The organism is Micromonospora chalcea, assembly GCF_028768405.1.
In the GTDB taxonomy this organism is placed as follows: domain Bacteria; phylum Actinomycetota; class Actinomycetes; order Mycobacteriales; family Micromonosporaceae; genus Micromonospora; species Micromonospora chalcea.
Genome location: NZ_CP118233.1, coordinates 2,282,115 through 2,302,539, shown reverse-complemented (window position 1 = coordinate 2,302,539; position 20,425 = coordinate 2,282,115). Strand labels below are relative to the sequence as shown.

Sequence of the window (20,425 nt, the reverse complement as noted above, 5' to 3'; positions counted from 1 at the left end):
TCCCGTCTCTTTCGAGGAAGCGGCACTCCGATGGCCAACGAAGACAAGCTCCGCGACTACCTCAAGCGGGTCATGGCTGATCTCCACGACACCCGCCGCCGACTCAGCGAGGCCCAGTCCCAGGAACTGGAGCCGGTGGCGATCGTGGCGATGAGCTGCCGGTTGCCGGGCGGGGTGCGCAACCCCGACGACCTGTGGGAGCTGTTGCGGGACGGCCGGGACGCCGTCGCGCCCTTCCCCGACGACCGGGGCTGGGACCTGGAGCGCCTCTACCACCCCGACCCCGACCACCCGGGCACCTCGTACGCCCGGGAGGGCGGGTTCGTCGACGGGGCCGGCGACTTCGACTCCGCCTTCTTCGGCATCTCGCCGCGCGAGGCGCTGACCATGGACCCCCAGCAGCGGCTGCTGCTGGAGACCTCCTGGGAGGCGGTAGAGGCCGCCGGCATCGACCCCGCCTCGCTGCGCGGCAGCCGGACCGGGGTGTTCGTCGGCACCAACGGGCAGGACTACGGCACCCTGCTGATGATGTCGCCCGACGGCGACGAAGGGCACTCGATGACCGGGGGCGCGGCGGCCGTCGCGTCGGGCCGGGTGTCGTACTCCCTCGGGCTCGAAGGACCGGCCGTATCCATCGACACGGCCTGCTCGTCGTCGCTGGTGGCGCTGCACCTCGCCGTACAGGCGCTGCGGGCGGGGGAGTGCGACCTGGCGCTGGCCGGCGGGGTGACCGTGATGGCCACCCCGGGCCTCTACATCGGATCCAGCCGGCAGCGCGCACTCTCCACCGACGGGCGCTGCCGGTCGTTCGCCGCCGCCGCCGACGGCGCCGGGTTCTCCGAGGGGGTCGGCTGGCTGCTGGTCGAGCGGCTGTCGGACGCCCGCCGCAACGGCCACCGCGTCCTGGCTGTGGTCCGCGGCACCGCCGTCAACCAGGACGGCGCGTCGAACGGGCTGACCGCGCCCAACGGGCCGGCCCAGCAGCGGGTCATCAGCCAGGCACTCACCTCCGCCCGGCTCTCCACCGCCGACGTCGACGTGGTGGAGGCGCACGGCACCGGCACCAGGCTGGGCGACCCGATCGAGGCGCAGGCGCTCATCGCCACGTACGGGCAGGACCGTGACGAGGCACCGCCACTGCTGCTCGGCTCGGTGAAGTCGAACATCGGCCATGCCCAGGCCGCCGCGGGCGTGGCCGGCGTGATCAAGCTGGTGCTCGCCATCCGGCACGGCCTCGTGCCGGCGACGCTGCACGTCGACGCGCCGTCGCCGCACGTCGACTGGACGGCCGGCGCGGTGGAACTGGTGACGCAGGCCCGCCCGTGGCCCGAGACGGGCCGGGTACGCCGGGGCGCCGTCTCCTCGTTCGGCATCTCCGGCACCAACGCTCACGTGATCATCGAGCAGTCGGCTGAGCCGGTCGAGTCGGATGCGGGTGGGCGTGGGGCGGGGTTGGTCGCTTCGGATGTGGTGGCCTGGCCGGTGTCGGCGCGGTCGGGGACGGCGTTGGCCGGTCAGGTTGCCCGGCTCGCGCGGCACGTGCGTGAGCGGGGTGGGATCGATCCGGTGGAGGTGGGCTGGTCGTTGGCGGCTACCCGGTCGGCGTTCGATCATCGCGTCGTTGTCGTCGGGTCGTCCGTCGAGGGGTTGCTTGCCGGGCTGGATGCCTTCGCTGCCGGTCAGCCGGCGGGGAACGTGGTCACGGGGGTGGCGTCGAGTCCGGGTGCGGGTCCGGTCTTCGTGTTTCCGGGTCAGGGCGCGCAGTCGGCGCGGATGGCGGCGGGGCTGGTGGGTCGTACGCCGGTGTTCGACGAGTGTCTGGCGGAGTGCCGGCGGGCGTTGGCGCCGTATCTCGATGTGGATCTCGTGTCGGTGCTCACGGGCGAGGACGAGTCGTGGCTGGACCGGGTCGAGGTGGTGCAGCCGGTGCTGTGGGCCGTCGGTGTCGCTCTGGCGGCGGTGTGGCGTGCGGCGGGTGTGGTTCCGGACGCGGTGATCGGTCACTCGCAGGGTGAGATCGGCGCGGCGTGCGTGGCGGGCATTCTGAGCCTGGAGGACGCGGCGCGGACGGTGGCGTTGCGGTCGCGTGCGCTGGCGGTGCTGCGGGGTACCGGGACGATGGCGTCGGTGGACCTGTCGGCCGAGGCGGTGGCCGAGCGGCTGCCCGCGTTCCCGGGTGTCGGGGTCGCGGCGGTCAACGGCCCGTCCACCGTCGTGGTGTCGGGTCCGCCGGAGCACGTCGCCGGCCTTGTCCAGGCGTGCGGGGCCGAGGGTGTTCGTGCCCGGCTGATCCCCGTGGACTACGCGTCGCATTCGCCCGCGGTGCAGGAGGTCGCCGAGCAGCTTCGGGCGGACCTGGCCGGTGTCGGTCCGCGGGCCGGTCACACCCGGCTCGTGTCCACTCTCACCGGGGACTGGGTGGATCCGGCGGTGATGACCGCTGACTACTGGTACGACAACCTGCGGCAGACTGTGCTCTTCGACGCGGCCGTGCGGACGGCTGTGGCTGCCGGGCACACCACGTTCGTCGAGATCAGCCCGCATCCGGTGCTGACGATGCCGGTCACCGCGATCCTCGACGACGCCGGTGTGAGCGGGCACACCATCGGCAGTCTGCGTCGTGGTGACGACGACGCGACCCGGCTGCTGACCAACCTCGCCACCGCGTACGCCGTCGGCCTGCCCGTCGACCTGACGAGGGTGCTGCCCGCCGCGGCCACCGTCGACCTGCCCACGTACGCCTTCGACCACCACCGGTACTGGCCCGCGCCGCCGCTCTTCCTCACCGCGGCCGACGCCGCCCCGGACATCGACCGCTGGCGCTACCGGGTCACCTGGCGGGCCCTGCCCGACCTGCCGCTGACCTGGCTCGCCGGCACCTGGCTCGTGCCGGTGCCCGCGGCGCTGGGCGACGACCCGCTGGTCACCGACGTGCTGTCGGCCCTGGGCAACTTCGGCGCGGACGTCGTCCCGGTGGAGCTGGACGTCACACACGACCCGGCGGCGCTGGCCGAGCGGCTGAGCGCCGCGCTCACCGGCCCGGACGGACCCGTCGCCGTGCTCTCGCTGCTGGGTCTGGACGAGCGGGCGCACCCGGAGCACCCGGCCACCTCGCTGGCCGTCTCGGGCACCGCCCTGCTGGTGCAGGCGCTCGGGCTGCTCGGCGTCGAGGCGCCGCTGTGGTGCGCCACCCGGGGAGCCGTCGTGGCCTGCGCCGACGACCCGGCGCCGCGCCCCGCCGCCGCCTCCGTCTGGGGGCTCGGCCGCGCCGTCGCCCTGGAACACCCCGCCCGCTGGGGCGGCCTGCTCGACCTGCCCGACGTGCTCGACGCGCAGGCCGGCGCGCTGCTCTGCGCGGCGCTCGGCGCCAGCGGTGGCGAAGACGCCTTCGGCGACGACGGCGCGGAGCAGTCCGGCCGGGGCGAGGACCAGCTCGCCGTCCGCGCCTCCGGCGTCTTCGTCCGCCGCCTCACCCGGATCACCGAACCCGAGCCGGTCGAGTCCGGCGACGCGGACGACACCCGGCGGATGCGCGGCACCGTGCTGATCACCGGTGGCACCGGCGGACTGGGCGGGCATCTGGCCCGCTGGGCGGGCCGCTCCGGCGCCGCGCACGTCCTGCTGGCCAGCCGGCGCGGCCCGGACGCCCCGGGCGCCGCCGAGCTGGAGGCGGAGCTGACCGGTCTCGGCGTACGGGTCACAGTGGCCCGCTGCGACGTCGCCGACCGGGCACAGGTGGCCGACCTGCTCGCCGCCGTCCCCGCCGACGCCCCGCTGAGCGCCGTGCTGCACACCGCCGCCGTCCTCGACGACGGCATCGTCGACACCGTCACCGCGCAGCGCCTGCACACCGTCGCCGCGTCGAAGTGCGTCGCCGCGCTGCACCTGGACGAGCTGACCCGCGACCTCGACCTGGACGCCTTCGTGCTCTTCTCCTCGGTGGCCGGAACCACCGGCAACGCCGGGCAGGGCGCGTACGGGGCGGCCAACGCCTTCCTCGACGCCCTCGCCGAACGGCGCCGGGCCGAGGGACTGCCGGCCCTCTCGGTGGCCTGGGGCGCCTGGCGCGGGGCCGGCCTGCCCGCCGAGAACGAACGCGCCCAGGAACGGCTGCGCCGGGGCGGCATGATCGGCATGGACCCGGAACTGGCCGTCGAGGCCCTCGCCCGGGCGCTGCGCCGCGACGAGCCCACCACAGTCGTCGCCGACATCGACTGGGCCCGTTTCGCCCCCGCGTTCACCCTGGTGCGGCCCAGCCCGCTGATCGGCGACCTCGCCGAGGCCCAGGAGGCGACGCAGCCGGCCGGGCAGCAGGAGGCCGCCGAGGAGGAGACGGGCGTACCGTCGGCCCTCGCCCGGCGGCTCGCCGCGCTCGCGCCGGGGGAGCGCACCGCGACACTGCTGGAGCTGGTGCGGCAGTGCGCGGCGACGGCCCTCGGCTACGGCGCCGCCGACGACATCCCGGCCACCCAGCCCTTCCGCGACCTCGGCCTGGATTCGCTGACGGCAGTCGACATGCGCAACTTCCTGGCCGCCGCCACCGACCTGCGGCTGCCCGCGACGCTCGCCTTCGACTATCCGAACCCGACGGTGCTCGCCGCGCACCTCGGCGAACTGCTCACCGGGATCGTCCCCGACGCGACCACCCCCGCCCCGACCGCCGCGGCCGAGGACGACGACCCGATCGCCATCGTGGCGATGAGCTGCCGCCTGCCCGGTGGGGCGGACACCCCGGAGCAACTGTGGCAGCTCCTCGCCGCCGGCGGCGACGCCATCGGGGAGTTCCCCACCGACCGGGGCTGGGACCTGGACCGGCTCTTCGACTCCGATCCGGAGAAGGAGGGCACCAGCTACGCCCGTGAGGGCGGCTTCGTCACCGGCGCCACCGACTTCGACGCCGGCTTCTTCGGCATCAGCCCCCGCGAGGCCCTCGCCATGGACCCGCAGCAGCGGCTGCTGCTGGAGGCATCCTGGGAGGCGGTCGAGCGGGCCGGGATCGACCCGCACACGCTGCGCGGCAGCGCCACCGGCGTATTCGTCGGCACCAACTACCAGGACTACCGCAACCTGATGTTCAGCGCCGAGGGCGCCGAGGGGCACCTGATGACCGGCAACGCCGGCAGCGTCCTGTCGGGCCGGGTGTCGTACACCCTCGGGCTGGAGGGGCCCGCCGTCTCGGTCGACACCGCCTGCTCGTCGTCGCTGGTCGCGCTGCACTGGGCCTGCCAGGCGCTGCGCCGCTCGGAGTGCTCACTCGCCCTGGTCGGCGGCGTCACCGTCATGTCCACCCCCGGGGTGTTCGTCGGCTTCAGCCGGCAGCGGGGCCTCGCCCCGGACAGCCGGGTCAAGGCGTTCGCCTCCGCCGCCGACGGCACCGGCTGGGGCGAGGGCCTCGGCCTGCTGCTCGTCGAGCGGCTCTCCGACGCCCGCCGCAACGGTCACCCGGTGCTCGCGGTCATCCGGGGCAGCGCCGTCAACCAGGACGGCGCTTCCAACGGCCTCACCGCCCCGAACGGGCCGTCGCAGCAGCGGGTGATCCGGCAGGCGCTCGCCAACGCCGGCCTCGCCCCGGCCGACGTGGACGCCGTCGAGGCGCACGGCACCGGCACGAAGCTCGGCGACCCGATCGAGGCGCAGGCCCTGCTCGCCACGTACGGCCGGGAGCGGCCCGCCGAGCAGCCGCTCTGGCTCGGCTCGATCAAGTCGAACATCGGTCACACCCAGGCCGCCGCCGGTGTCGCCGGGATCATCAAGATGGTGCTGGCGCTGCGGCACGGCTACCTGCCGCAGACCCTGCACGTGGACGAGCCGACCGACCAGGTGGACTGGAGCGTCGGTGCGGTCGAACTGCTCCGCGAGGGCCGCCCCTGGCCGGTCACCGACCACCCGCGCCGCGCCGCCGTCTCCTCGTTCGGCATCAGCGGCACCAACGCGCACACCATCCTGGAGCAGGCCCCGGAGCCGGTCGAAGCCGAGCAGCCGACCGGTGACCCGGCGCGGCTGCCGGTGGTGCCGGTGCTGCTGTCGGGCCGTTCGGGGCTCGCGCTGGCCGCCCAGGCGCAGCGCTGGTCCGAGCAGCTCACCGGGCTGGAGGCGCCACGTACGGTCGACGTCGGCTGGTCGTCGGCCGTCGCCCGGGCCGCCCTGGAACACCGGGCCGTCGTGCTGGCCACCGACCGGATCGCGCTGGGCGCCGGGCTGCGCGCCCTCGGCGCCGGCGAGGACGCGCCGCTGGTGGTCACCGGCGTGGCGGTGCCCCGGCCGAAGGTGGCGTACCTGTTCTCGGGGCAGGGCGCCCAGCGGGCCGGGATGGGTCGCGAGCTGGCCGAGGCGTTCCCCGTCTTCGCCGCCGCCCTGGACGAGGCCTGCGCCGCCCTCGACGCGCACCTGCCCCGCCCGCTCAGGCCACTGCTCTTCGCCGAGCCCGGCACGCATGAGGCCGAGGCGCTGGACCGCACCGAATTCACCCAGCCGGCGCTGTTCGCCGTGGAGGTGGCGCTGTTCCGGCTGTTCGAGGCGTGGGGGGTCCGCCCCGACGCCGTCGCCGGGCACTCGATCGGCGAGATCGCGGCCGCCCACGCCGCCGGTGTGCTCTCCCTGGCCGACGCCGCCGAACTGGTCGCCGCCCGGGGCCGGCTGATGCAGGCGCTGCCGGCCGGGGGCGCGATGCTCGCCGTCGCCGCCACCGAGGCCGAGGTGACCGCCACGCTCGGTGAGCGGGCCGACCGGGTCTCCGTCGCGGCCGTCAACGGCCCCGCCGCGGTCGTGGTGTCCGGGGCCGGCGACGCCGTCGAGGAACTGGCCGCCCAGTGGGCCGCCCGGGGTGTCCGGGTCCGGCGCCTGGCGGTCAGCCACGCGTTCCACAGTCCGCTGATGGATCCGGTGCTCGACGACCTCGCCGCCGTCGCCGGACGGCTGCGGTACGCGGCTCCGAGCATCCCGATGGTCTCCACCGTCACCGGCGCGCCGGTCGACGCGGCGGAGATCGGCGCGCCCGGCTACTGGGTGCGCCACGCCCGCGAGGCGGTACGCTTCGCCGACGCCGTCGTGGCACTGCGCGAGCGCAACGTCACCGGCTACGTCGAGATCGGCCCGGACGGGGTGCTCACCGCCCTCGCCCAGGCCGTCCTGGCCGATGCCCCGGCCGGCGGCCGGGCCCCGCTGGTGGTGCCCGCCCTGCGCCGGGACCGCGCCGAGCCGAGCACCCTGCTGCGCGCGCTCGCCGCGCTGCACACCCACGGCGTCTCCCCGGACTGGTCCGCCGTCTACGCCGGTACCGGCGCCCAGCGGGTCGAGCTGCCCACCTACGCGTTCGACCGGCAGCGCTACTGGCCGGAGCCGCCGCCGTGGGCCGCCCTCGTGGCCGCCGACGAGGCCACCGAGGTCGAGCGCCGCTTCTGGGCCGCGGTCGAGGCCGAGGACCTGGAGTCGCTGGCCCGCGACCTCGACGTGCACCGCGACCAGCCGTTCGGCACCGTGCTGCCCGCCCTGTCGGCGTGGCGCCGGCGCGGCCGGGAGCAGGCCCTGGTCGACGGCACTCGCTACCGGGCGGTCTGGGAGCCCATCGCGGAGACCTCGCAGGAGCAGGACCCCGGCCGGTGGCTGGTGCTGCTGCCCGCCGACCGGGCCGACGACCCCGACCTGCACTCCTGCACCTGGGCCCTGGGTGCCGAGGTGAGCATCGTGCCCGTGGACACCGCCGCCGACTCCGAGGAGCTGTGCGGCGGGTTCGCCGACGTGCTCACCGAGGCGCTCGGCGCGGGCGACGGGCCGCTGTCGATCCTGTCCTTCCTCGGCCTGGACGACGCCCCGCACGCCGAGCACCCGGCGCTGCCGCGCGGCCTCGCCGCGACCGTGCACCTGCTCCAGCAGCTCGTCGACCTCGACGCCTCGGTCCGGCTCTGGTGCGTCACCCAGGGCGCCGTCGGCCTCGGCGACGGCGACGCCCCGGCCAACCCGCGGCAGGCGATGCTGTGGGGCCTGGGCCGGGTGGCCGCGCTGGAGCAGCCCGCCCGCTGGGCCGGGCTGGTCGACCTGCCCACTGACCTGGAGCCGTGGACGGCGATGCGTCTCGGCGGCATCCTCACCGGCGGCGGCGTGGAGGACCAGCTCGCCGTCCGCGAGTCCGGGGTGCTGGTGCGGCGGCTCGTACCGGCCACCACCACCGACGGGGAGCTCACGCCGTGGCAGCCCCGGGGCACGGTGCTGATCACCGGCGGCGCCGGTGCGCTCGGTGGGCACGTGGCCCGCTGGGTGGCCGCCGAGGGCGCGCAACGGGTGGTGCTGACCAGCCGGCGGGGGACCGGTACCCCGGGCGCCGCCGAGCTGATCTCCGAGCTGGCCGGGCTCGGCGTGGACTGCCGGGTGGTCCGCTGCGACGCCGCCGACCGCGCCGCCGTCACCGACCTCCTGGCCGATCTCCGGCGGGAGGGACCGCCGCTGCGCGCGGTGGTGCACGCCGCGGGGGTCAGCGAGGTGGTGCCGCTGGCCGACACCACCCTGGAGGACCTGGCGTACGTCATCGCCCCGAAGGTCTGCGGCGCCGAACACCTCGACGAGCTGCTCGGCGACGCCGAACTGGACGCGTTCGTGCTCTTCTCGTCCATCTCGGCGGTGTGGGGCAGCGGCGGACAGGGCGCGTACGCGGCCGGTAACGCCTACCTGGACGCGCTCGCCGAGCGGCGACGCGGCCAGGGCCGGGCGGCCACCTCCATCGCCTGGGGACCGTGGACCGAGTCGGGCATGTACACCGAGGGTGCGGCGGAGCAACTGCGCCGCCGCGGCCTCCAGGTGATGCCGCCCGGCGTGGCGATGGCCGGGCTGCGGCACGCCCTGGCGGTCGGCGACAGCTGCGTCACCGTCGCCGACGTCGACTGGGCCACCTTCCAGCCGCTGTTCACCTCGCTGCGGCCCAGTCCGCTGCTGGCCGACCTGCCGGCCGTACGCGGGCTGGCCGCCGCCCCCGCCGAGGCGCCGGAGGCGGTCGCGCCCGGCGCCCGGGACCTGCTCGCCGGGCTGCGGGCGCTGCCGGACGACGAGCGGCGGGCCGCACTGCTGGAGATGGTGCGGGTCGACGCGGCGAAGGTGCTCGGCCACCCCTCCGCCGACGCGATCGAGACCGACCGGGGCTTCCTGGACCTCGGCTTCGACTCGCTCACGGCGGTGGAACTGCGCAACCTGCTCACCGCGGCGACCGGGCACGACCTGCCCACCACCGTCGTCTTCGACTACCCCACCCCGGACGGCCTGGCCGGCCACCTGTACGAGCAGCTCTTCGCGGGCGCTGCGGGGGACGACGGCGACGGCGGCGACGAGGAGTCCGTGCGCCGGGCCCTCGCCGCGATCCCGCTTGACGAGCTGCGGCAGGCGGGCCTGCTCGACCAGCTGCTCCAGCTGGCCCGTACGAGTGCCGGCACGCCGGCCGTGGCGTCCGCTGCCCCGGTCACGCCGTCCGCACCCGAGACCCAGATCCGCGAACTCGACGTCGCCGGCCTGGTCCGGATGGCCCTGGAAGGCTCCGACTCGTGACCCGGCCGGCCCTGAGGAGCGCCCGATGAATGTTTCCCTGGACGAGGTCGTCGGCGCGCTGCGTGCGTCCCTGCTCGACAACCAGAAGCTCAAGCAGCAGAACCAGCAGCTCACCGCCGCGCTCAGCGAACCGGTGGCGATCATCGGCATGAGCTGCCGGTTCCCCGGCGGTGTCGGGTCACCCGAGCAACTGTGGGACCTGGTGGCCGCCGGCGGCGACGCGATGTCGGCGTTCCCGGACGACCGGGGCTGGAACCTGGGCGCGCTCTACGACCCGGACCCCGACCCCGACAGCCGGGGCACGTCGTATGTGCGTGAGGGCGGGTTCCTCTACTCCGCCGGGGACTTCGACCCGGCGTTCTTCGGCATCAGTCCCCGCGAGGCCCTCGCCATGGACCCGCAGCAGCGGCTGCTGCTGGAGACCGCCTGGGAGGCGTTCGAGCGGGCCGGCATCGACCCCACCCGGCTGCGCGGCGCGCCCACCGGTGTCTACGCGGCCACCAGCAGCCAGGGTGACTACGCGGCCCTGCTCACCGGGGTCACCGGCGGCGTCGAGGGCTACCTCGGCACCGGCAGCGCCGCAGCCGTGGCGAGCGGCCGGATCTCCTACGCTCTCGGGCTGGAGGGGCCGGCGGTCACCGTGGACACCGCGTGCAGCTCGTCGCTGGTCGCGCTGCACCTCGCCTGCCAGGCGCTGCGGCTGGGCGAATGCACGATGGCGCTGGTCGGCGGGGTGTCGGTGATGGCCACCCCGACCGTCTTCGTGGAGTTCTCCCGGCAGCGGGGCCTGTCCACCGACGGCCGGTGCAAGTCGTTCGCCGCCGCCGCCGACGGCACCGGCTGGTCCGAGGGGGCCGGCATGCTGCTCGTCGAGCGGCTCTCCGACGCCCGCCGCAACGGCCACCCGGTCCTCGCCGTGCTGCGCGGCAGCGCCGTCAACCAGGACGGTGCGAGCAGCGGGCTGACCGCTCCGAACGGCCCGTCGCAGCGCCGGGTGATCCGGCAGGCTCTGGCGAACGCGGGGCTGGGTGCCGACCAGGTGGATGTCGTCGAGGCGCACGGTACGGGCACCACGTTGGGTGACCCGATCGAGGCGCAGGCGCTGATCGCCACGTATGGGCAGGGTCGGTCCGCGGAGCGGCCGTTGTGGCTCGGCTCGGTGAAGTCGAACATCGGGCACACGCAGGCGGCGGCGGGTGTGGCCGGGGTGATGAAGATGGTGCTGGCGATGCGGCACGGGGTGCTGCCGCCCACGCTGCACGTGGACGAGCCCACCCCGCACGTCGACTGGTCGGCCGGGGCGGTGTCCCTGCTGACCGGCCCGCAGCCATGGCCGGAGACCGGGCAGCCCCGCCGGGCCGCGGTCTCCGCGTTCGGCATCAGCGGCACCAACGCACACGTCGTCATCGAGCAGGCCGCCGCGACGGACACCGACGACGTCCGGCCGGCCGGTACGCCCGCCCCGCCGGTACCGTGGATCGTCTCGGCCCGCTCCGCACCGGCCCTGGCCGGACAGGCGCGGCGGCTGCTGGCGCATCTGGCCGATCACCCCGATCTGACCCCCGCCGACGTGGCGTACTCGCTGGTCACCACCCGGGCGGCCCTGCCGTACCGGGCAGCGGTGATCGGCGGGGACCGCGACGCGCTGCGGGCCGGCCTGCACGCGGTCGCCGAGGAGCGCGACACCCCCGGCGTGGTGCGAGGCGTGGCCCGCCCGGCCGGCAAGGTCGCGTTCCTCTTCACCGGGCAGGGTGCCCAGCGCCTCGGCATGGGCGCCGAGCTGTGCCGCCGGTTCCCGGTCTTCGCCGCCGCCTTCGACGAGGTGGCCGGGGAGCTGAACCGGCACTTGAGCCGGCCGCTGCGGGAGGTGGTCTTCGCCGAGGCCGACTCGCCCGGCGCGGATCTGCTGGACCGTACCGAGTTCACCCAGCCGGCGCTGTTCGCCTACGAGGTCGCCGCATACCGGCTGGTCACCGCCTGGGGGCTACGCCCGCAGTTCCTGCTCGGCCACTCGGTCGGCGAGCTGGCCGCGGCACACGTCGCCGGGGTGCTGTCGCTGGCCGACGCGGCGACCCTGGTGGCCGCCCGGGCCCGGCTCATGCAGCAGTTGCCGCCCGGCGGGGCGATGCTGGCGGTGCAGGCGTCCGAGGCGGAGGTGGTCCCGCTGCTCGACGAGCGGGTGTCCCTGGCCGCCGTGAACGGCCCCCGGTCGGTGGTGCTCTCCGGCGACGAGGAGGCCGTGCTCGCGGCCGGGCGGCGGCTGTCCGCCGAGGACCGGCGGTCCCGTCGGCTGCGGGTCAGCCACGCCTTCCACTCCGCCCGGATGGACGCCATGCTGGCCGACTTCCGGATCGTCGCGGAGAAGGTCGCGTGGCACCCGCCGAACCTTCCGATCGTCTCCGACCGCACCGGCGAGCCGCTCACCGCCGCCCAGGCCACGGACCCGGGCTACTGGGTCGACCACGTCCGGGACACCGTCCGTTTCCACGCGGGCGTCGCCACCCTCGCCGCCGGCGGCGTCGGAACCTTCGTGGAACTCGGCCCCGACAGCGCCCTGACCGTGCTGGCCCGGGAGTGCCTGCCCGACATGGAACCGGCGGCCTTCGTGCCGCTCGCCCGCCGGGACCAGCCGGAGGCGACCACGCTGCTCGCCGCCCTGGCCGCGGTCGACCTGCGCGGTGCCGGGGTCGACTGGGCGGCTCCCTTCGACGGCAGCGACGCCGCGCGCGTCGAGCTGCCCACCTACGCCTTCCACCGCGAGCGTTTCTGGCCGGACCCGCCCACAGTGGATCTCATCCCGCCCGCCGCGACCGGAGAGGACGAGGAGTTCTGGGCGGCCGTGGCGCAGGGACGACCGGCCGAGCTGGCCGCCGAGCTCGGCCTGCCCGCCGACCGGCAGGACGCGCTCGCCGACGTGCTGCCCGCCCTCGCCTCCTACCGGGACCGGCGGCGTCGCGGATCGGAGCTGGACGGGCTGCGCTACCGCGCCGACTGGGAACGCGTCGACCTGTCCCCGGGCCGTACCACGCCGACCGGCCGATGCCTGCTGGTGGCCGGGGCCGGCACCGACGCCACCGCGGTGCTCACCGTGCTGCGCGCCGAGGGCCTGGAGCCGACGCTGGTCACGGTCGGAGACGACCTGGACGCCGTCGCCCGGGCCTCGCTCGCCGACGGCACCTGGTCGGTCGTGGTCTCGCTGCTGGCGGCGGAGGACCCGGCGGCCGGCGCGGGAACCGGCGCGCTCGCCGGGACGGCCGCGCTGGTGCGGGCCCTCGCCGCTGCGGGGAACGGCACGCCGATGTGGACCGTGACCCGGGGCGCGGTGGCCGTCGACGCGCACGACGCCGCTCCCGGCGTGGCCGGGGCGTACCTCTGGGGCCTGGGCCGGGTGCTGGCGCTGGAGCAGCCGCGCGTGTGGGGCGGGCTGGTCGACCTGCCGGCGGAGCCGGACGACGTCGCGCTCGCCGCGCTCGCCCGGGTCGTCGCGTCCGGCGGCGACGAGGACCAGGTGGCGGTACGCGCCGGCGGGGTGTATGCCCGGCGGCTCCGCCGGGCCCCGGCCGGCGCCACCGATACGGACTGGCGGCCCCGCGGCGCGGTCCTGGTGCACGGGTCCGCGCAGGTGCGTACCCCGCACCTGCTGCGCTGGCTCGCCGAGCGCGGCGCGTCGCACCTCGTCCTCGTGGGGCCGGTGGCGGATGCCGACCCGCCCGGCCCGGACGTCACAGTCACCGCCGTCGGCGACCTGGACGGGCTGCCCGAGGTGCTGGAGCGGCTGGCCGCCACCGGCAGCGAGATCCGCACCGTCCTGCACGTCGCCGACTCCGACGGGGCCGGCGACCCGGTGGCGGTGCTGGACCCGCACGAGCTGGCCGACGCCGTGGCCGCCCGTACCGCCGCCGTGGAACTGCTCGGGCGGGCCTGCGCCGGCCTGCCGGTCGACGAGTTCGTCGTCTTCGCCTCGACGGCCGCCGTCTGGGGCAGCGGGGGAGCGGCGGTCGCCGCCGCCGTGGGCGCCGGGCTGGCGGCGCTGGCCGCGGGCTGGCGTGCCGCCGGCCGCCCGGCCACCGTCGTCGCGTGGGTGCCCTGGGCGGACGAGATCACCGACGCGGCGCAGTTGCGCCGCCGGGGGGTCCGGCCGCTGCCCGCCGACGTGGCCCTGTCCGCGCTGGGGCAGGCTCTGGTCCGCGGCGACGACCAACTGGCCGTGGCCGACCTCGACTGGCCCGCTTTCGTGCCGGCCTTCACCGCCGTACGGCCCAGCGCGCTACTACGCGGCGTGCCCGAGGCGACGGCCGGCGCGGAGCCGGGGGCCGGCGACGCCGCGACCGATCCCGCCCGCGCGCTGCGCGAGCGGCTGGCCGGCGTTCCGGCCGGCGACCGGCACCGGATCCTGCTGGACCTGGTCCGGGCGCGGGTGGCCACCGTCCTCGGGCACGCCTCGCCCAACGCGGTCGAGGCCGACCGGGACTTCCTGGAACTCGGCTTCGACTCGCTGACCGCACTGGAACTGCGCGACGCGCTGCGCCAGGAGACCGCGGTGGAGCTGTCGGCGACCCTGCTCTTCGACCACCCCACCCCTACGGAGCTGGCCGTTCACCTGCTCGGCCAGCTCCTCGGCGCGGACGACGCCGGTGGACCTGCCGGGGAGAGTGCCGGCGGCGGACTGCTCGGCGGGTTGTTCAACCAGCCGAAGGCGCGCGAGGACCCGGCCGGGTATGCCGAACTGCTGGTCAAACTCGCCCAGTTCCGCCCCCGCTTCCGCGAGCCGGCGCAGCTCACCCGCCCGGCCGGTATCCTCCGGCTGGCCGAGGGCGGCGCCCGGGCGCAGTTGGTGTGCTGCTGCACGATGTCGCTGCTCTCCGGCGCGCACGAGTACGCCCGGCTGGCCGCCGGCTTCCGGGGCGTACGTGACGTGTGGGCCCTGCCCAACCCCGGGTTCGGCGTGGGCGAGGAGCTTCCCGCCGACCTCGACGCGCTGCTGCGGGTGCACGCCGACACGGTGCTGCGTACCGTCGGTGCCGGCCCGTTCGTGGTGGCCGGTCACTCCGGTGGTGCGATGGTGGCCAACCTGCTCGCCGGGGAACTGGAACGCCAGGGCCGCCCGCCGGACGCGGTGGTGCTCATGGACACCTACCCGGCCGACAGCGAGGTGCTCGGCGGGTGGGTGCCGCAGCTTCTCGACGGGATGATCGACCGGGACACCGCGTACACGCCGATGGACGACTGGCGGACGACGGCGTGGGCGGGCTACCTGCCGCTGTTCCTGGACTGGCAGCCGACCGAGATGGCGGCGGCGACCCTGCTGGTGCGGGCCACCGAGCCGCTGGGGGAGTGGGACGGCGAACCGGACGGCTGGCGGTCGCGCTGGCCCTACCCGCACGAGGCTGTCGACGCGGCCGGCGACCACTTCAGCATGGTCGCCGACCGGGGGCCGGAACTCGCCGGCACGGTCCAGCGCTGGCTGGCCGCGCGGGGTCTGTGACCGGTTCCGCCCCTGGCGTGCCCCTAGCGCCCCCTATCGGCACACATACATCTATCGGACCGACGTTCCAGGACGGAGCATGACGACGTGGACGAGGCAGTGGTGGTCACGGAGCTGGTCAAGCGGTACCAGCCCAACATGCCACCGGCGGTGGACGGGCTGAGTTTCTCCGTCGCCGCCGGTGAGGTCTTCGGCCTGCTCGGGCCGAACGGTGCGGGCAAGACGACGACGATCGGGGTGCTGACCACACGGGTGCGGGCCACCTCGGGCCGGGCCCGGGTGTGCGGCGCGGACGTGATCGGCTCGCCCGCCGCCGCCCGGCAGTTGCTGGCGGTCGTACCGCAGCGGGTGAACCTGGACCGGGCGCTGACCGTCCGGCAGAACCTGCTGTTCCACGCGGCCTACCACCGGGTGCCCCGGGCGCAGCGCATCCGGCGGGCGGACGAGCTGCTGGACCAGATGGGGCTCAAGGACTTCGCGAACCACCGCACCGACTTCCTGTCGGGCGGCCTCGCCCAGCGGACGATGATCGCCCGCGCGCTGATGCACTCGCCCCGGGTGCTCTTCCTCGACGAGCCGTCGGCGGGCCTCGACCCGCAGTCCCGGCTCTTCGTGCACGACCGGATCGCCGAGCTGAAACGGGACGGCGTGACAGTGGTGGTCACCACGCACGACATGGACGAGGCGGAGAAGCTCTGCGACCGGGTCGGCATCGTCGACCACGGCAAGCTGCTCACCATGGACACGCCGTCCGCGCTGACCCGTACGCTGCCGGGCAGCAGCACCCTGACCCTCGTGGTGACCCCCGGCGCCTCCGCCGAGGAGGTGCGGGCCGCGCTCGACGCGATCCCCGACGTGGAGCAGGTGGAACACTTCAAGATGACCGCCAAGGTGCCCGTCGCCGCGCCGGCGTTTCCCGGCATGCCGGCGATGCCGATGCCCGCCCCGGTCCCGGACGCGCCCGCCGACTCGGACGCCCCCCTGTCCTTCCGGGTCTACACCAGCGGTCAGCCGGCCAACGCCATCCCGATGGCGATGAAGATCCTCGCCGACCTGGGTTGCGAGGTTCGTGACCTCAACATCGGCCAGCCCAGTCTGGAAGATGTCTTCATCCACCTGACCGGAAGGGAACTTCGGTGAGCGTCACCGCCCCCGCCCCCCCGTCCGCGCCGTCACCGCCCGCGGCGCCGCCGCCGGTGCGCGCGCTGGACCAGCTCGCCACCTTCCGCGCGGTGCTCTCGCGGGACCTGTTCGTCACCGGCCGGGAGCTGATCGGCTTCCTGCTCCAGGTCTTCATCCAGCCGCTGTTCATGCTGCTGATCTTCGGCAAGGTGCTCAGCGACCTGGGCTACGCCAGCGACGACTTCTCCAACGTGCTGCTGCCCGGCGTCATCGCGCTGAACGCCTTCCTGATCGGCCTGGAGAACACCGCGCTGCCGATGATGATGGACTTCTCCTTCACCCGGGAGATCGAGGACCGCCTCCTGGCGCCCATGGCGACCCCGCTGGTGGCGCTGGAGAAGATCGTTTTCGGGGGCATCCGTGGCCTGATCGCCGGTGTGGTGCTGATCCCGGTCGGCATGCTCATGCTCGGCGTCACCTGGCCCTGGGCGGTGGTGCTCAAGGTGGTCGGGGTGTTGGCGATCGGCGCGCTGGTCGGCGCGGCGGTCGGTCTCGCCTTCGGCACCCTGGTGCCCACGCAGCACATCCAGATCATGTTCACCGTGGTGATGACCCCGATCATGTTCACCGGCGCCACCCAGTTCCCGCTGCTCGGCCTGGACTCGCTGCGCTGGTATCAGGTGATCTGTTCGCTGAACCCGCTGACCTACATCAGCGAGGCGACCCGGTCGCTCGTCGGCCCGCCGGGGGTCGAGTCGCTGCCGCTCTGGCTGTGCATGTGTGTCCTCACCGGGGTCTTCGTGGTGTTCTCGGCGATCGGCATGCGTGGCTTCATGCGCCGCGCCATGGACTGACCGCCCGGACGCGATCCGCCGAGGGCCCGAACCGCACCTGCGGTTCGGGCCCTCGCTTTCGCCCCGTGTCGCAGGGGGCCGGTGGTCACCGCGCCCCTGCGACAGCCGTCAGGACGTGGCGCTCTGTGCCTCGTCGGCCAGCGTCTCGGCATACACGACGAGCCGGGACGGCAGGTCGGTCCGGCGCTTCACGTCGAGCTTGCGGTAGACCCGGGTCAGGTGCTGCTCGACAGTGCTCACCGTGATGAAGAGCTTGCTGGAGATCTGGCGGTTGGTGTGGCCGTGTGCGGCCAGCGCGGCAACGCGCCGCTCGGCGTCGCTCAGCCCGTCGTCCGGTTCCTGGAGTTCGGCGGCGGCCGGGTACGCCGGCAGTCCACTGCCCGGCTCCCGGCGGATCAGCCGCTGAGCCAGCACCGACGCCCCGCAGTCCTGCGCGAGCTGGTAGGCGCGGCGGACGAGCAGCCGGGCGCGGGCGGAGTCTCCGGCGCGCTGCAGCGTCTGACCGGTGTCGCCGAGGGCACGGACGAGCTCCAACCGGTCGCCGCTGGACTGGAGCAGGTTGACCGCTTCGGAGAGCAGCTTGCGCCGGTGGTCCTGGGCGGCGGTGGTGGCGAGCAGGCGCAGCGTACGGCCCCGGGTCCGGTCGTCGACCCCGTGCGGCACCCGCAGTTGCTCCTGCAGGAGCTGCATGGCCTGCGTCTTGTTGCCGACGCTGAGCTGCACCCGGGCCAGCTCCAGCCGCCACGGCACCAGTCCGGCCGCGTCGATCCCCCACGTGCGCATCAGCTCGCCGCAGCGCCGCAGGTCGGTGGTGGCGGCGTGCGGCCGGCGTACGGCCAGGTGGTGCCGGCCGCGTGCGGCCAGGTAGTGCAGGCCCAATGGGGTGCGGAAGATGCCGGGCGGGGTCGGGTGGGCCAGCCACCGGTCGGCCTCGGCGAACCGGCCCGACTCCGTCGCGGACGCGATCAGGGTGGACAGCGGTCCGGCGATCGCCACTCCCCAGGCGGGGGCTGGCATGTCCTCCAGGGCCGCGCGGGCGTGGTGCTCGGCACCGGGCAGATCGCCGACGCGCAGGGCCGCCTCCGCCCGGATCGCCCGGATCACCGCCCGCCAGCCCGGCGCGTGCTGAACCACCGGCCGGTCGAGCAGCACGTCGCCCCAGACCACGGCCCGGTCCGACCGGCCGGCCCAGAGCAGCGCCAGCAGGGGCGCGGTCAGCAGGCCGAGGGCGCCGTCGTCCGTGTGGTGGCGCTGCAGGATCTGCTCGGCGGTCGGCGCCGTGTCGTTGTCGGCGGTCGGCGTCAGCGCGGTGCCGAGCACCGTGACCGCCTGCAGGAGCGGGCTGACGGTGGTCGGGGCGCCGGCCGCGCGGCTCCAGGTGGCCGGCGTCTGCCGTACGCTCGCCAGGTGGTCCGGGTGGGAGAGGGAGACCAGAAGCTGCATGATCCGCAGGCGGCCGGGCGGGGTGGCCTGAGCCTGCTCCTCGTCCGCCGAGAAGCCGCTGACGGCCTCGGCAGCCTCGTCGACGCGGCCCTGCCAGAGCAGGTACGGCACGGCGGAGAGGCTCGCATCGGTGGACCAGCCGGCGGCGCGCGCCGTCTGCACCAGCTCCGTCAGCTGCCCGTTCACCGTCAACGGGTTTAGCTGCCAGCGGGCATTCACCAGCATCTCGGTGGTGGCGGTGCGTTGCCGCTCGTCCACCGGCGCGCTGGCGAGCAGCCGCAGGCAGGCCGCCGCGACGTCGGGCCGGCCGGACGAGAGCGCGTGACCGGCGGCGTCCTGGAGCACCGGCACCCGCCAGCCGGCCACCGTCGCACCGGCGGCCACGAGGTGCTCGGCTACCACGCTCGCCTCGGCGCCGCGGTCGTGCAGCACCTCGGCGGCCCGCTGGTGCAGGGCGCGCCGCTCGTCGGCCGACATGTCAGCGAGGATCGAGTGCAGGATACGCGAGTGGCGTAGCTGGTCGGACTCCATCAGACCCGAGGTACGCAACACCCGCACCGCCGGGACCGTGGTCGCGGGCATCACGTCGAGGAGGTGGCCGAGCAGTTCGGCCGACGCGGGCCGGTCGAGCACGGCGAGCGCCTGGGCCACCCGGCGTACCCCGGGCTCGTGGCGGTAGAGGCACCCGAGCACGGCCTGGTCGAACGCGTCACCGACGGACGGAAGGTCGTGGTCGCTGCCCCCGCCACCGGCCCGTTCGTCGAGCAGCGCCCGGGTGAGCAGTGGATTGCCTCCGGTCATCCGTACGTAGTGTTCCGCGGTCCTGCGGGTGTCGGCGTCGTCGACGGCGCCCTCGACCAGCCGGGCGACGGCGTCGACGGTCAGTGGTGGCAGGCCGATCCGGGAGAAGTGCGGCTGGCTGAGCAGCTCGGCGCGGAACAGCTGGTGCGGCGGGCGCAGCGTCGACGCCTCCGCGAACACGACCATGATCCGGGCGTGGCGCAGCCGCCGGGTCACGTAGAGCAGGCAGTGCAGCGAGGCCGGGTCCGCGTGGTGCACGTCGTCGACGAGGAGGACCAGGGGCCCGTTGGCCGTCAGGTCGATCAGGGTGGTGAAGAGGCCGTGCAGCAGGGGTGCCCAGGCCCGGTCTACGTCGGACGCCTCGCCGCCGACTTCGGGCAACGGCACCGCGGAGGTGGCGTCGCGCAGCAGCTTCCCGACGTGGGCGGCGGCCTCCGGGGCGAGTCGTGCACTGTGGAACAGCTGCCCGACGACTCCCAGGTGGAGACCGCGCTCCGCCCGCGAGCCGGTCGCGCTCATCACCTGCCCGCGGGAGCCGGCCGTCCACTCGCCGAACGACTCCAGCAGGCTGGTCTTGCCGCTGCCCACGGCACCGGTGACCAGCGCGACGTGTCCGCGCTGCTGCTCTTCGCACGCGTGGAACACGCGCCGCAGACGGGTGATCTGTTCCTCTTGCTGAACCAACACCTGCGCGTAAGCCCTCCTTGTACGCGGCGCGGGCCTGGAAACGCCGGTGCGGCCCGACACCGCCACCCCTGCCGGAGACAGCCGCCCCTCCGCCCGCGTCTCGACGGGTAGGGGTGGAGCGCGCCGGGCGGCCACGCCGGGTGGACCTGAAATCCTTCGTCGGACCGGTCTTCTCGCCGTACGGTCCGCGTGTCGAGGCGAGTCTGGCACCGGCATGATGGTGCGACAACGGGCGTGAGACCCCATCGTTTCGCATCCAAACCTGCGGGCCCCGGAAGGCATTTAGGGGTTGCGCGGTTCGGGGTGATGGGTGTTGGAGCCGATCGGCCCGGGGGAGGCGACACGCCGGTGAGCGGCTGGTGCCGGGGCGTACGGCTCGATGGTGCCACACCGCGACTCCCGGCGCACGCCGATGGTACCCACAGTGGTGGTGAGCGAACTCTTCGCGACGGTCGGCGAGGGTGACGGTCGCGTGACGCCCGTCGGCTGTTCCGTGCGGAAGCCC

Annotated in this window: 5 protein-coding genes; 4 read left to right on the top strand and 1 reads right to left on the bottom strand. The window is 74.9% G+C overall.

Annotated elements, in window-relative coordinates; translation table 11 throughout:
• Positions 1–30 precede the first annotated feature (30 nt).
• The 4 genes from PVK74_RS10310 to PVK74_RS10295 all read left to right on the top strand — a co-directional run bounded on the left by PVK74_RS10310 (position 31) and on the right by PVK74_RS10295 (position 16,989).
• On the top strand, positions 31–9,528 hold the full coding sequence (locus tag PVK74_RS10310; protein WP_274478936.1) for a type I polyketide synthase: 9,498 nt from the start codon (positions 31–33) through the stop codon (positions 9,526–9,528).
• Positions 9,529–9,553: 25 nt separating this feature from the next.
• Positions 9,554–15,013, top strand: a complete 5,460-nt coding sequence (locus PVK74_RS10305; protein ID WP_274478935.1) for a type I polyketide synthase — start codon at positions 9,554–9,556, stop codon at positions 15,011–15,013.
• 87 nt (positions 15,014–15,100) lie between these two features.
• Complete coding sequence (locus PVK74_RS10300) at positions 15,101–16,153, top strand: ABC transporter ATP-binding protein (protein ID WP_030498869.1); 1,053 nt, start codon at positions 15,101–15,103, stop codon at positions 16,151–16,153.
• Entirely contained in the window at positions 16,150–16,989 is an 840-nt protein-coding gene (locus tag PVK74_RS10295; RefSeq protein WP_043322806.1) for an ABC transporter permease, read from the top strand. Before PVK74_RS10300 ends, PVK74_RS10295 begins: the two co-directional genes overlap by 4 nt.
• A 108-nt stretch (positions 16,990–17,097) precedes the next feature.
• Here the strand turns inward: PVK74_RS10295 and PVK74_RS10290 are convergent, their stop codons facing one another.
• Positions 17,098–19,920, bottom strand: a complete 2,823-nt coding sequence (locus PVK74_RS10290; protein WP_210869391.1) for a helix-turn-helix transcriptional regulator — start codon at positions 19,918–19,920, stop codon at positions 17,098–17,100.
• Positions 19,921–20,425: the final 505 nt, after the last annotated feature.